This is a genomic window from Bradyrhizobium sp. Arg237L (assembly GCF_029990105.1).
GTDB lineage: Bacteria > Pseudomonadota > Alphaproteobacteria > Rhizobiales > Xanthobacteraceae > Bradyrhizobium.
In genome coordinates, this window is the sequence record NZ_JAQMIL010000053.1 from 52,343 (window position 1) to 67,299 (window position 14,957).

The 14,957-nt window shown below is 62.5% G+C and carries 4 protein-coding genes and 1 pseudogene; 1 reads left to right on the top strand and 4 read right to left on the bottom strand.

Features of this window, described 5'->3' with window-relative positions; translation table 11 throughout:
• Positions 1-53: 53 nt before the first annotated feature.
• The 4 genes from OZ411_RS28300 to OZ411_RS28315 form a co-directional block, all read right to left on the bottom strand.
• Entirely contained in the window at positions 54-11,438 is an 11,385-nt protein-coding gene (locus tag OZ411_RS28300) for a filamentous haemagglutinin family protein (protein WP_282530594.1), read from the bottom strand.
• Between the two features lie 307 nt (positions 11,439-11,745).
• The gene (locus OZ411_RS28305; protein ID WP_349017044.1) at positions 11,746-12,819 is read right to left on the bottom strand and encodes a DUF4880 domain-containing protein; all 1,074 of its coding nucleotides are present in this window, start codon (positions 12,817-12,819) and stop codon (positions 11,746-11,748) included.
• A 9-nt stretch (positions 12,820-12,828) separates the two neighbouring features.
• A complete protein-coding gene (locus OZ411_RS28310) occupies positions 12,829-13,476 on the bottom strand; it encodes an RNA polymerase sigma factor (RefSeq protein WP_282530595.1) in 648 nt (215 codons plus the stop codon).
• A 92-nt stretch (positions 13,477-13,568) separates the two neighbouring features.
• Positions 13,569-14,237 carry an STN domain-containing protein gene (locus OZ411_RS28315; protein WP_282530596.1) on the bottom strand — a complete coding sequence of 223 codons (669 nt, stop codon included), beginning with the start codon at positions 14,235-14,237 and terminating at the stop codon, positions 13,569-13,571.
• 415 nt (positions 14,238-14,652) lie between these two features.
• On the opposite strand from OZ411_RS28315, the pseudogene OZ411_RS28320 reads away from it, so the two are divergent.
• Positions 14,653-14,957 (top strand): annotated as a pseudogene (locus tag OZ411_RS28320) (hypothetical protein); the annotation flags it as partial.

The following is a 14,957-nucleotide window of genomic DNA, read 5'->3' on the forward strand; positions in this document are numbered from 1 at the left end:
GGTCGGTCGCTGTTTAAGATATCGCCATGTTATGATGCAACTTGTGCGACCAATCATGGCCGGGTCAATTTCTGCCTTTCTTCCGCCGTGAGAAGCTGGGCTTCGGCCTCGCTCAGCGCGCCATAGCCCGCGATCTGGACCGCACTCCTGTCGTTGTAGTCCGGCTCGTGGCGGTCATTGAAGCCCTGTTGACCTTCATTCGGGCGCCGCTTGCCATTATCCGAGCCCGGTTCGGAATCGCCACCACCAAAGCCCACGAATTCCACGATGATGATCGAGGGCTGTTCATTGCCGCTCTGCTTCGGCGCAACTGTCTGCTGCGACGCTCCCGCAGTATTGTTGGCCGACGTCAGCGCGCCGATATTTGGCGTGCTCGTGGGTATGCCGAGCGACGTACCGCTGACCTGAATATTGTCGGCGTTGCGGACGGATTGTGCCGCGATGACGATGTCGCCGGAGACGCGGATGCCGGCATCACCTGCGTCCACGGTGCCATGCGGCGCCATCAGGATGACGTCACCGTCCGGCACGCCCGGCAGACCGATCAGCGTGCCAATGCCGCTGCCGGTCGCCACGCCCGACAGCTCCGTGGTGAAGCTGCCGGTGGCAGAGTTGTAGACGATCTGCGGTGGCGGGGCGCTGAGCGCTGTCTTTGCACCTTTGCCAGCATCAATGTCACCGTTCGACGACCACATGACAATGTCGCCGCCGCCGAGGGTGAACACGCGGCTCTGGTTCACCAGCACAGAGCCCGAACTGAACGTGTTGATGGTGCCGCCCCTCAGCGTCAGCAGGCCAAGGTCACCGGGCTTTTTCGCCTTGTTCGGCTGGTCGGGCGTGCCGGCCATATCGGCCGTGACGAATGTCGGCCCGACCTTGATGTCGCCACCGGGGACCAGCAGGTTGATGCCGCCGCCGTCGATCGTCTTGATCTGGCTGTACAGCATGTTGAGGTTGCCGGAATAAGCCTTGCCGGGAAACAGGGTGGCGATCGCATCGTAGCCGGCATTGTAGTTGTCGCGGGTCGGGCTTCCGTCCGTCTTCGCCGCTATGCCGGTGGTCTTGAGCTCCTTGAAGAAGATGTCCCTGACGAGCTTCTCGCGTTGACGGGCGGGCAGCGCCTGGAACAGCGCCCAAGCGTCATCGACCGTGAGATTGCCCTTGCCGGTGAATCCGCCGACGAAGGCCACGAGGTCGGCACTGTAGTTGTTCGGAATGCTGCCAGCATTGGCCGGGTTCAGATACTTGTTCGCGAAGGCGTCGTAGTCGACACCGCCGGCGAGCCCGGTCATGACTGTGATCGTGGCGCCCTGGCCGTCCGGCAGATAGACGTTCTTCTGGTTGCCGATGGAGTAGATGCCGTCGCTGATGGAAAGGTCGATGCTGTTGCCGGCCAGCACGACCAGTTCACCCGGCCCGGCGATCTGGATCGAGTTGCCCATGTTGCCGTTGTACTTGTAGCTGCCGAACACGATGTTGTGGCCGGCCTCGACGATCGTCACGTCATCGGGTTTGAGGTTCTGTCCAAGAAACAGGACGTTCTTGATGTCGTGGCCAGCCCTGATGATGGTTGGCTTCGGCGTCACGATCTGGACGCTGCCGTTGTCGTCCTTCTTGATCGGGTCGCCGCCGAGAATGTTGCCCTCCAGCGCATAGATGCGCACCGGCTCGGCGTCGTGCTTGTGATAGAGTGAGGCGGCGTGGATCTTGGCCGGGTCCTTGGCCGGCTCGTCCCTCAGGCTGTTGTCGGGAACAGAGAAGACACCGTCCCCTAAATAGTCGAGGACGTCATCGAAAAGCTTGTTGCCCGGATTGAAGACCCCGGGCAAGAGGGTCGGATCGGCATCGGACACGACAATATGGTTGCCGGCCGCAGCGAAGTCGGAGCCCGACGTGTTGGCGCTGAGGTCGATTGAATGACCGGCCAGCAGCGTCAGGTTGCCGTTGGCGGCGGGATAGAGGATCAGCCGGCCGGTTTCTGCTTTCTTGGGCACGCCGACGGTGATGTCGGACTGCAGGGACGTGGCCTTCACCTGCGGCGGATAGTAAGTCGGCAGCAACTGCAAATATGTGCTTGTGCCTTGGCCTTGCGCATTGAGCTCAGGCATCACCGCCGCAATATCTCCCGACACCATCGACGACAACACCACCTTGCCGCCGGTCGAGAGCACGTCAAGGAAACTATCCGCAGCATAGGTCGAGAAGAAGACGCCATTGACCGTGCCGGGACTGACGAAGCCGTCGGCCCTGCCAAGCGACGTACCGCCCTGCACGCCGACCATCGTCGGGTTGTACATGGCGCCGATGTCGATATCGCCCGCTGCGGTGACGGTGAAGCCGCCAGCCCCCAATGCCAGGATGGTGGAGAGATTGAACGACTTCGTGATGGTGCCCCCAGAGGTAGGCACCTGCACTGACACCGGGATACTGCCTAGCGAGCCACCGGCGTCGACCGTGCCCCGGCCATCAGCGACGTAGAAGAAGTTGCCATTGGCGTCGCCACTGGCATGCACCGCGAGGTCGCCGCCGCCATAGGTCAAGAGCGTGGTGCCGTTCACCACCTTGCCGCTGTTGGCGACGACAACACTGAGCTGGCTGATGTTTCCGGCGGCGTCGATCGCGACGTTGCCGCCGCCGATCGTGCCGATGCCCCAGGCGAACTTGTTGACGTCCGGTCCCCACGCTGTCAGGGGCCTGCCGTTCGCATCATAGCCGCCCTGGCGCAGGAGCCAGTCGTAGAGCGAACGCGGACCAACCGGCGCTCCGATGATATCGCCGCCAACGGCGATGGTGAGATCGCCGCCGTTCTGTGCGAAGTTGATTGTGCCCGTGCCAGCCACGGCAGACGCGACAGCAGGCGTCACCTTCAGCATATCGGTTGGCGAGGCGAGCTGACCGGCCGTGTAGATCTGCCCCTCGAACGTTGATTGGAAAGAGCCACCGCTATAGGCGAGCGTCGCCTTGGCGCCGGCGTAGGTCCAATAGGCGAAAAGGTTACTCCCTGTGTTTGATTTCCATTTGCCGGTCGTTTGATCGACGAGCGTATAGATGTTCACGGGGCTGCCGAAAGTTGGCTGCGCGACAGGCTTCAGCACCTGGTAAATCAGGTCGGTCGTTCCAGGGGCGACGGCAAAGCCGAGCACCTTCAGATCGAGCATGCCGCTGGGCAAAAAGGCATCCATCAGGTCGGCATAGGCTGGCATCGCAATCGATTTCACGACCTGATTGCCGGTAGCTGGAATATTGGCGAATGATCCGACCTTAAAGGTCTGGGAGAACGTGCCGCCGTCAGCGAACTTCCAGCCGGCATAAAGCGGATTGAGCGTGCCGTCTGCATTGAACGCTTTGAGGAAATTGGTCGTCTCTGACGGATTATTTGGATTGTATATGATGTCCATGCCGGTGGCGCTGATCCAGCCGGCGTAGGTCGTATCCAGCTTGCCATCGAGGCGGAACACACCGGCACCATTGACGGTCGACGCGGCGTAGATATTGGAGGTCCTGCGCGAAGGATCGTTCGGGTTGTAAAGCAGCGCCGCGGCGGCCGAAGTGAGCTGCGTCCATCCAGCCGGGATCGACCCGTCCGGGTTCGCGATCTCGAAGGAGTACTTCATCAGCGTCGGATTGGCGTTGTTGTAGTAGATTGCGCCGGATTTCTTGCCGAAGCTCAGGTCGCCACCGACGCCGAGATTGATGTCGCCGGTCCCGGTACGCACCAACGCGGCACCGTCGACCGTGAGATTGCCTTTGCCCACAGGTTTCAGCGCCGACGCCGGCTGCACCGCCATCACGTCGGCCGCGGCGAGGTCAGCGCCAGCGACAAGATTATAGGACCACGACCGGCCCGTAAGCAGGCTGGCGCCAAGGCCGGCACCGCTGAAGCCGTCGCTCAGCGTCTCCTTGAGCGTGAGATTGCCGGCCGCACGCAGCGTCAGGTAACCGGAGTTGCCGCCCGGGCGCAGCATGTGCAGATCCCAATCCGTGACCAGCGTCATGTCGCCGGTCGAGGTCAGCTCGATGCCGGCTGCGAGGTTAAAATTGCCAACCTTTAACGGCGCTTGCGCCATGAAGCCGCTCGCCGCGTTCGAAACCTGCGTGATGATGCTCTGGTCGATGGTCGAGATGCCGTTATAAGCCCAGAAGGCTTCGGCATCGGCAATCTGGGCCCCGATGATCGTGCTGTTCAGTTGGACGGCTTTGATGGTGCCCGTGGTCTCACCAGTCCGGCCGGCGCACACATGCACCTTGCCGCCATAGGTCGCGCCGGTGACATTCATGATCGATCCCGCGGCGAGGTCGAGATAGCCGGCCGAGGTCTCAAGATCGATATGGCCACCCTTTCCATTACTGCCCTGGGCGGAGAGCGTCGCGCCCGCCTCGACGACGAGGTCGCCATACGACACAAGCCGGATGTTGCCGCCCTTTTCGCCATCGGCATTCAATACCGTACCCGATCCGACGATGATCTTGCCGGCATCGGCAACGACCTCGAGATCATCGACCTGGGTCATGCCGGCAAGCACAACATCGCCGCGGCCGAGATGAAAATGGCGCTTGGTGAAGAAGCTGCCGGCGTTGAGCTTCGCCGACAGCGCGGCGAAATCGGCAATGCTTCCGGCATCGAGATCGAACGAGCCCTGCACGGCACGTGCCGTCGCGGCGGCGTAGACCTGCCCATCAAGCGTGAACGCGCCATGCGGCACTTGAACCGACAGCGTTCCGGCGTTGCCGCCCAGCGGCGCCGAGAGATCGACCACGGCGCCCTGCGCGATGGCCGCGCCGCCGGCGGCCGCGACGATCTCGACCGTTCCGGCGTTCGCATATTCGGCAATGTCGAAGAATTGTTTCTTCTGCGCCGTGACGTCGATCAGCGAACCGCCGGCCAGCACGACGCCGTCGGACGCCGACGGTCCGGTGGCTTGGAGCCGCACGGTGCCAGCCGGCATGACGATAACGCCGCCATGGACAACCTGCGTGCCTGTCAGCACGAGCTTGCCGCCGAACGCGGTGACAGGAGCGAGATCCGCCGGCGCATCGACGTACATGGTCGTCAGCTTGCCGGTCGCAGTCGCGGCCTGCTGAGCGCCACCGGTCGCGGTGATGCGCGGCGCCGAGAGCGTGAGGTTGGCGACGTTCGCCGCGGTACCGACGGTGAAGCCGCCCGTCCCGGTGAACACGATGTCGTGGCTGGCCGCGACGTTCACCTGGCCAAAGCCCCGGCTTGCGCTCTGTCCCGCTCCGACCGTCAGCGTACTGGCCGCGAGCGTCAGCGTCCCGGCATTGGCGACATCGTCGCCCGGCGCGAGAACGCCGCTCGTGTTGCTCAGGCTGAGATTCTGCGCGGCGATGCTGACATCGCCGGAGCCCCTCTGCACCAGCGCGGCTCCGTCAAGGGTGAGCTGGTCTAGCCCCAAGCCGCCGACCGTGACCGGCCCCCAGAAATCGACCGTGCTGTAGCTCTTCAGCGTCAGGTCTTTTACGCTGGCGAGATTGGCAAGCGTCTCGGGCGACAGGACAAGTCCACTGGTGCCGGCGGGCGTCGCCCCGAAACTGACCTTGCTCGATGCGGCCTGCAGCGCCTTCGCCTTCAGGACAGCCTTGGAAGAGACGAGCGTATCACCTGTCGAATCCAGAACGATCAGGTTGTCAGATTCGATATGCGCTCCGTCCTTGACATCAAGCGTTCCCTTGGTTGGGCCACTCCCGGCCGCTATGTCGTAGCGGGTCACGCTCTTGTCAGTCGCGGTCGTAGCGATGAAGAGCGCGCCCATTCCACTGCCGCCCGGCGTAGTCGCATTGGCGTTACCGATGAACAGGGCGTCGCTGCCCGCGACGGCACCAGTCGCCGAGATCACGCTGCCGCTGTCGAGCGTGATCATGCCGGTGCCGTTCGTCGTGGATTTGGCAACCAACATGACTTCCGGCCCAACCAAGGCGCTGTCCTCGTCGTTGGAGACGAGCACCTTGCTGGACACGGGGTTAATCTGCATACCCGTGCTGGTTTGAGTGCGCGCACCGCCTATCAGCAAGCTCTCCGCGCCAAGGCTCGACAGGACGTCGCCCTGCAAGGTCAGCGTGTAGCCGCTGACAGCTCCTTCGCCCTGGCCGACCACCGCGATCGACTCCGACGCGATATCGAGCAGCCCGCCCCTTCCGTCCTTTCCGGCCGCGAAGTTCATGACGCCGTTGAGAACGAGCTGCTGCGCTGCGTTCAACACCACCTGCCCGGCATCGGCTGCGAGCCGCGGCACGGCAAGATCGTTGTTGGCGGCATACTGCTTGAAGAAACTGCTCGCCTGATATTGATCATACTCGGAATAGGTTTTGGCGACATCGCCCGACATGACTTGGAACATCGATCTCTGGGAATCGGCGATGTTCGTGCCGGCCACGCCGTACTTGCCGGCCACCAGATAGGATCCGTCTGGCTGCCTGATCGACAGATTCGAGGCGACATTGGCATCGGCCGTAGCCAGCGTGACGCGGTACGCTCCCGGCATCAGTGCGTAACGGCCCGGTAGCAGGGTGTACCAGCCGGCCGGCAGGCCAGGAATGCCTGCGAGGTAGACGCTGTCGCCCACTTGCAGATTGGTGTTCTTCTCCGCAAAGGCGTCGCGTGGTGCGGGCCCCGTGAAACCGGGGACTACGGCATAGACCGGCGCGCCGGACTTCGAGGCAAGGACGTCGCGCGACCCGCCAGTGCCCGGTGTCCATTCGAAGGCGGTAGCGTCGCCCCCGCCTGACACGTCGATGCGCGAGCCCTTCTGCAGGTCGACGTTCTTCCCGGCAATCCTGATCTTCTTCTCGGGCGGAGCGGTGAGATCGTAAAGGGCCGCAGCGCTCGTGATATCGCCGAAATACCAGGTATCGCCATTGCGCACATTGCCCATGGGAATGACCTTGCCTTCGGCCGAGACCGAAGTGAGGCTCCCCGGCGCGAGCGTGACCGAGCCGGTGGCGCCGGTATCGAAGGTAATCGCCCCGAGTGGCGCGCGCACCACACCCGCCTGAAGGATCGAGGAGGCCGAGATGGTGAGATTGCTGCCAGCCGACAGCGGCACCGGCGCCGCACTGCCGTTCGAATAGATCGCTACCGATTTCGTGGTCTTGATCGTGAACGCGCTCAGCGTCGTCGCGTAAACCTGCGCGGCGACGAAGTCGAGATTGCCGGCGGCGGCGAGCGTTCCAGTGATGTTCGGAACCTGGACGCTGCCACCGTCAGCCGACATGGTCGTATAGCCGGGAACGCCAACCAGTCGCAGATCGCCCACGCTGATGAACGATGCGTGGTCGATATTTTGCAACGCGACATTGCCTGCGATGTCGATCACATCGCCTTTCACCTCCAGCTTGCCTGTCCCCGACGTGGCCGCGGTGGTGAATCTCGCATTAGCCAGGCTGCGCGTATCGCCGATGACCACCTCGTCCGCAAGGATCTGCGCCAACGCGCTCCCCGCACCGGCCGTCACGCCAAGCTTGGGAGCCTGGATGGCTATCTTGCGCCCCGCCGTCAGCACCGCACCACCGTCGAGCATGACGGTGCCGGGCGTCGTCAGGTTCACATTTTCAAATCCGCCTGCAGCGACGTCCGCTGCAGAAAATGTGGTGACGGCGTTGCTGGCCGTGTTGGCCACGCCGGAGCCGAAATCGACCGCATCGCCGGCCTTCTTGTTCAGCGCCGACGTCGCGCTGGCGACGACGTTGATCTTGTCGCTACTGGCGTAGAAGTTGCCTGACGACTGATTGCCTCCCAAGATCGCGAACGTGCCGCTGTGGGCGGTGTCGTCGCCGCCCAACGCCTTGTACGAACCGCCAAGCCACATGCCATTCAAGCTCGTGAAAGTGATCGAGCCGGCATCGCTCGCCACCTTGGTCGGGAGGTAAGATTGCTTCAGACCGCTTGCCATCATCCCGTTCGCCGTGCTCGGCAGATCGAGCACGCCGACAGCACCGGAGACATCGATCAGCGAGCCGACCTGGGTGACGATGCTGCCGCGCAGGCCGTCGTTGAATGTCACGGCGCCGCCATTGAGCACCTCGCCGACGCGCAATCCATAGAGATTGAAGTCGAGTACGGTGGTACCACTGACGTCGAGCTTGCCACTCGATGTCAGCCAGATCGCCTGGGTCTTGTCCGCGTTCTGTCCGGCGCTGGCATCGCTTGTGAGGCTGAGCGACATCTTGCCACCGTGTGCTTCAAGCGTTCCGGATACCGTAAGCAGATGCCCGGCCTCGAGCGCAAGCGAAGCGCCGGGATCGACACCCAGTACTGCGCCCTGCTGAATCGTCAGATCGCCGCCGACTTTGGTAAATCCGGGAGGCGTATTAGGCCTGAACGGAGCGAGTCCCGAGGGACCGGTAGAGGAAAGTGAAAGGTCCACCGCCTGGCGCTGGCCGGCCGGAAACTCCGGATGCCAATTGATGATCGACGAGATCGGCGTTCCTGTCGGCTTCCTGGCATAGTCCGCCGCAGCGAAGGGAACAGCGCGGGAAGCCTCGACCACAGTGCCCTGCACGACGACGAGGCTCTTGTAGCCGTTGAGCGCATAGCTGCCGAAGCCTTGCTGGAAGAATTTCGGATCAATGAGCAGCGTTCCTGTAGTCGCGGCGCCGCCGACCTGAATATGCGGCGCCGTCAGTGACAGCGTCCCGCCGCTACCCAAGGCATCCCCGGTGAACGCTCCGCCGAGATTGAGCGCGCCGCCAGCCAGCGTAATCGAACCACCGTTTCCAGCGGTCAGCTTGCCGGCCGTGGCGACATGACCGCCGCCCGAGGCGTTCAGCAAACTGCCTTCAGCCAACGTCACGACGCCAATATCGGCGGCTACGTGATCGATCGGCACGCCATTCGCGTCCTTCACCGCCACCGCCCCTGGACCCGACGTCCGCAGCGAAATTGAACCGCCATGGATCGGCAGCGCCGACGTTGTCTGGCGGTCAAGGAGATCATTGATCCATTTGCCGCTGACATCGAGAATCACGCCGGTACCGATCGTGATGTTCCGCGCCACGCTCTCCAAGAGGTCGGCGCTGACCGGCACGGTCGTCATTTCGATCGTGCCACCGCGAGCGACGATATTTCCATTCACCGTCACCGACTTGGCGTAGAGTTTCACGCCGCCGCCATCGGGCATGACGAGGTTGGCGTCCTTGGCGACTTCGATATCGCCATTGCTATAGACCTCGAGTTTGCCAAACCCGCCTTGCGAGAGGAGATCGGTCGACAACGTCAGCGACGTTGCAGCAAGCGGAGGGGCTTGAAACTCAAGCTGCGGCCCTGTCGCGACCGACTTGGACGTAACCAGTACATCCGGAAGCGCGTATTGTAGTTCGTGGCTGTTGTTCGAGACATAGCCGAGCACCAGCGTGCCATCCAGCCCTACGTCTTTCTGATCTTCGCCGGGCGTCGCCACGGCCGAGATCTTCCCGCCAAACAGCATCCCTTGCTGCGCGGCGAGTTGAATCGTGCCACCTGCCTTCCCTTCGGTATGACCGCGATCGTAGTACCCGCGCTTCACCAGCGGCGACACCCACGTCTCGGTCACCTTCCAACGGTCGTGGCCGCGCGTGAACTGGCCGGCGAAATCGGCATAGACTTGCGATGGATCGGCATCGTCGATGCTCACAATCCGGCCTGTCGCGCTGATCAATTTCGTCGTGCCGACATAGCCCGGCAGATACTTGACCGAGCCGCCATTCGCTGCAAGCAATGAGCCTTCATTGAGAACGATATCGCCGGTCGATTTGAGAGAGATCTTGCCGGCAGTCGTCGACAGCTCGGCGATGCCGCGTTTGATCAAGCCGATATAGCCGGACATGTCGGCGAGCGGCGTCCCATACCACTTGCCCGGCTCGCCTTTGAACCACTCCACGCCCTTCATCATCGGGTCGGTGAAATAGCCGCTCTTGGTCGCGTCGATGACGATCTTCTTGCCGTAGAGAAAGGAGTTCTTCTGCACCGGCGAATCTTTCAACTCGTCGCCGCGCAGTTCCACTTCGATGATATTCTGCGAGATCGGAATCTCGACATCGGTGAGGCCCGATACGTCGACCACGCTGCCCGGATCCAGGAAAATTCGAGCTTCGTGATCTTCCACGGAAGGTATGTCGTTCCTGTAGTTGGCCGTCAGCGCAACATCGCCTGCCGGCGCGAATATCAGCGAGCCACTCTTCAGGTGGATTTTCCAGCCCTGGACGTCGATCGTCGACTTGTCGGTCAGCTCCTTGGCGGTAATGGTGCCGGTATCCGCAAGATCGGGCAGAACCGTGGTGACGCTTCCTTGGCCGAAGGTGACCGCGCCACTGCGTGTGTAGACGGCGCCGCCATTGTTGGGGTCATAGGTGAATTGGTCGTGCGCCTTCAGCGTGATCGAGCCGTTCGCGGTCACGGTGGTGCTGGTCAGCAGGATGCCGTTCTGCGTCACATTGAGCCCGGCCATGGTGATGTTGCCGTGGTCCGCCGCGATCAAGCCGTCGTTGAGCGCGATGCCACCGCCTTCGTATGTGACCGCTGGCGTGTTGCCCGAGGACAGAGTACCGCCCCTGATCTCGAATTCGAAGCCGCGCAGGCCGCCGCTATTGCTGGCCTTCAGGTCCACGGCATGGCCCGCGACAAGCGCCACTTGACCGTTCGGCGCGTTCAGGTAGCCGCTATTGGTCACGTTCGGCGCGAACAGCATGATGCTGCCGCCGTTCGCCACGATGCTCGCGCCCTTCTCCACCTTGACGTCGGCCGCAACCTCGCTCGGCGCTACGAGAAAGGGTGGCTCGACGTTGGCCTGGCTCCAGCTCGTGGTCGCGAGCTGTTTGAGGAACCTGTCGTTGGAAATGCTGAGCGACGACGCGGTGAGGCCGGCAACATTGATCTGGCTGGTGCCGGTGAAGATGATGCCGTTCTGATTGATAACCCAAACTTGGCCGTTCGCTTTGATCGCGCCCATGATCTGGCTCGGAGCCGGCTGATTGCCGTTATAGGAATCGCCGATGACGCGATTGAGCGCGATCGAATCCGCGCTCAATTGCTGGAACTGAACGCTTTCATTCTTTCCAATTGAGAAGCTGCCCCAATTAAGGATGGCTTTCGGCGCCGTCTGCGCGATGTTGGCCTGTGCGCCGCCTTTCTCATTCATGGAATTCGGCAACAGACGCGCATTCTGCCAGCCTGACGTGGCACCGAGAGACGCGGCATCCTTTCCTTGGAGCTGTGCCGCCGCCGCGGCTGCGGCATCCATGTTGGCGGGCCGCAGGCCGGTCAGCACGTTACCGGCGGATACGGCTCCCGATGCTGACGCAGCGCTGGCAGCCGCAGCCTGGGCTGCCTTCATCGCTTCCAGCGCCTGCGTGACCTGCTTCAGCGAATTTCTCACCTGTGTTGCGGCTTCCATAGCCGCCTGCGCGGCCGCGGCCTGCTGTGTCGCGACCGGCGAGGTCGTCGCCATGGCGCTTCCAAGAGGCCTCGCCTCGGCGTCCGCACTCGCCGCCGCAAGGACGACCATGCTGGCGCCCGTAAGAAGCGCCGAACGGACGAAAGCTCGCCGGCGGCGAAGACGAAGGGCTGCGATCTGGTCAGGCATGGGTGCGCTTTCGGGCGAATGGATGTGGCTGCAGCAGGAACCCGCGGCATGAACCGCGCGCTCCCTCTCATCCATTAGACCGCCACCCTCGACCCAACCCCGAACAAGCCGTGGTGCTTTTTTTTGGCCGATTTTTTGAGATCGCTGATTGTCGAATCGATGCGCGACGAAATCAGCTCAGCAGCACGATCCCTCCCGGCAGAGAGCGCACCCTTGCACCAAATGCGCGTGCCAGATGTTCCACTGCATCGTCGATCCGGCTGAGATGGAACGTGGCGACGACGTCCCGTTCTGCAAGCTTCTCGTTGAGCAGAACAATCCTTCCGGGCCGATATCGATTCACCTCTTCGATGACCCGGGCCAAGGATTCGTGGCGGAAAACCAACTGGCCGTGCTGCCATGCAGTCGCGACCGAGAGGTCGATGGGCGCAACCTGCTGCAAGCCATGCGCACCGTAGAATACACAATGGCCGGCGGGAACCGATACGGACCGGCCGTCGCGGCCAACGTCAACCGTGCCGTCGAGGCAAGTGACGCGGACAGTTGCTCCATCGCGGCGTATGTCAAAGCGGGCGACGGTGGATGTTGCACGCCCATCGGCAGCGAGAACCACGAAGGACCCTGCGCTCTTGGTGGTGATCGCCGCCTCCCCGGCTATCAACTCGATCCCTCGAGAGCCCTCCGAAGCAGGACGGACGCCGACGCTGGTTTGCGTGTTCAGGATCAGCGACACATCTTCCGACAGTGCAAGTTGCCGTTGCTCGCCCGTGCCGGTCCTGTAGCTCGCCCGCATCTCCTCAATCGACGGCCACAATCGGAACGGCGGCTTCGATCCCAAATAGCCGGCTGCGGCGACCGAGGCCGCAAGCGCGCCGCCGATCAAGGCCCGACGCCCGATATGCCCCGCGGATGCGCGCGCGGGCCCGCGAGCCCCGGACAACTGACCTGAGTGGTCCATGCGCCGTGCGACATCACCGGCTGGGGGGCCAAGCGCGTCCCACAGCAATTTGGCCTCGGCAAATGCGCGGGCATGCGCCGGGCTCTGCTGGCGCCAGCGCTGCAATGCCTCGACATCCTCGGTGGTGGCTTCGCCCGACAACAGCAGCATGACCCATGCTGTCGCCTGGTCTGTCACCGCCTGCGCTCCGTCCGAAGACACTCCTTCCACTTCCTCCTCCGCAAGCGGGCGGGAATCAGGGAGCGGGGATAGGCCGAGCACAATCTTGCTGTGAGATTGTTCCTTCACGGTCGCTCCTCACTCATTAGACGTCTCAGAGCGGCCGGGCCCGAACTTCCGTGACAACTTTATTTCAAGGCGATCGCGGCAATGGTCAAGCGCCTGCTTGAGCTCGCGCTCGACGAAGCGCGTCGAAATGCCGAAATGGGCAGCAATCTGCGGGATGGACATGCCGTTGACGCGTGCCGCGACGAAAATGGCGCGACGCCGCGGCGGCAGGTCTTCCAACGCCTCCACCAACGTACGGACTGAGGAACGCGCCTCCACGACACGCTCGGGATCAAGTTCGTCGTGTTCGAGCCGCAGCAACAGCTCAACCTCTGACCGCGCCAAGCGCCGCTTCTCCGAGCGTCGCCGGTCAGCGGCAATGTTGAGCGCAATGCGAAAAAGATAGGTCCGGGGATGCAGGACCGCTCCAATCGTGGGCATGCGCTCGACACGGAGATAAGCTTCCTGCAGCACCTCGTCCGCAATATCAGGAGAACCAAGCCGGCGCGTCAGCCGGCCCTTCAGAAGGCCGTAGTCGTTCGTCAGCACCTGAAGCAAAAGAGCGTGACTCGTTGGGGTCATGATGGCTTGGCTGACGGACACACGGCTTGGCGCTCGAAATTGCTTGCTCCGAGCAATAATGCTCACCCTTCGGGGCGCCGCGCCCCAAAGCTCCAACTCGGCTCCTGTGTGGTGTTTCAGAGCCCCTTACAAATTTCGATACTCATGGAGTGTGACGGTTTTGTTTCATTCTTCCACTCGGGAGAGGACTAGCCACAATCGCCACTCTCCCGGGGTGACCGGGGCAAAATCACCATGATGACCGGCTGTGGCAGCATGGCCGGCGGCTTACCCACTGAAAGGCCTTCCATCAGTTCGCGAAGCCGACGATCGCGCGCCGGATCGGGGGTCGAGCTCAACAATTCGATCCGCTGCACACGGCCGATATCGTCGAGCCATAACTCCATCGCAAGCCGATATGAACCTGGACGCGTTTCCGTGTCGCTGCACAATCGGCGAAGGGCGGCGTCCTGCAGCGCAGCCGAATAGCGCCGATAGGCGGGCGCTTCGGACCGCGGCTGCGAGAGCGAAAGTGTAATGGCACGGGCGCCCATCGGCCGGACATCAAGACCGGTGCCAGCCAGCAGGATGCGCAGCGCTTGCGTGGTCGTGAAGGCCCCTTCGACTGCCGTCGATCGACGGCCTGCCACGGCGTTACCATCTACGAAAATCGAGATGCCGGTGACGTTCCCAAAAGCATAGAGCGCATCTTCCAACGGTTGGGCCGGAATCTCGAAGCGCATCACTGTTTCGCCAGCACCTGCTGTCGCTGGATTTTCTGCGACAACCGCCATTACCGGCGGAAGCGCCAGCACGCAAAGCGCCCATAGGGCGAGGAAAGCGGCGGTCAGCTTGATGGGGCGCTTCCAGATCGTCATTTTGATTCCATAACAACACGGCAGGCGTCACCATGCAGCGAACGCGATCGCATGAAATCGCAGTATGGCGTGAGAAATCGTAGCCGTCGTAGCGGGGGAGCGCTGCCGCCTTTGCCTGCGGGTAACGTTCGAGAACTCCCCTTCAAAGGCGCGCGCTCCCAAAATATCGAAAACAACCCCATGCAAAGTAGCATGGCAGCCGCGGGCACTCGAATGTCAACTTGACACGTCGGGCAAATCAGGGGCATTCCTTCATATCCCGCAATCTTGTAACGCCCGTCGGTCCGCACTAGCGGGCGCGTCGATTGCGACTGCGGTCCAGGAATCCTCGCCCACAATTGAAATTGCACCGGCTCCGCGCGGCGAATGATGGCCTGCGCGTCGCCGAACCGCGCGCGTGCCAGGGAGTCTCGACATGACCACCGCCCCAAGCCTCGCCATGCCAAAGACGATCGCCGCAACCGACCCCACCACAGCTGCGGCAGCCCCGCGGATAAGGCTCTCGTCGCACGGATTCTCCATCGACCATCCCGATCCCGAGCTCGGCGAACAGCTGATGGCGAACGCGCTGGGGGCAGCCGATCGCGACGCGATGGATGGCATCCTCCGGCAATTGGTCAGGGCCAGCGTGAGCGGCGGGAGCCCCGATGAGGTCAACCTGTCCTTCATGATTTCAATGGTGAAGAGCATTCGCCCAAGGGATTCCGTCGAGGCCATGCT

Bases quoted from the DNA above. Each gene is read 5' to 3' on its own strand.
- OZ411_RS28300 (WP_282530594.1), bottom strand. From the start codon at position 11,438: ATGGCGACGACCTCGCCGGTCGCGACACAGCAGGCCGCGGCCGCGCAG.
- OZ411_RS28315 (WP_282530596.1), bottom strand. From the start codon at position 14,237: ATGACGATCTGGAAGCGCCCCATCAAGCTGACCGCCGCTTTCCTCGCC.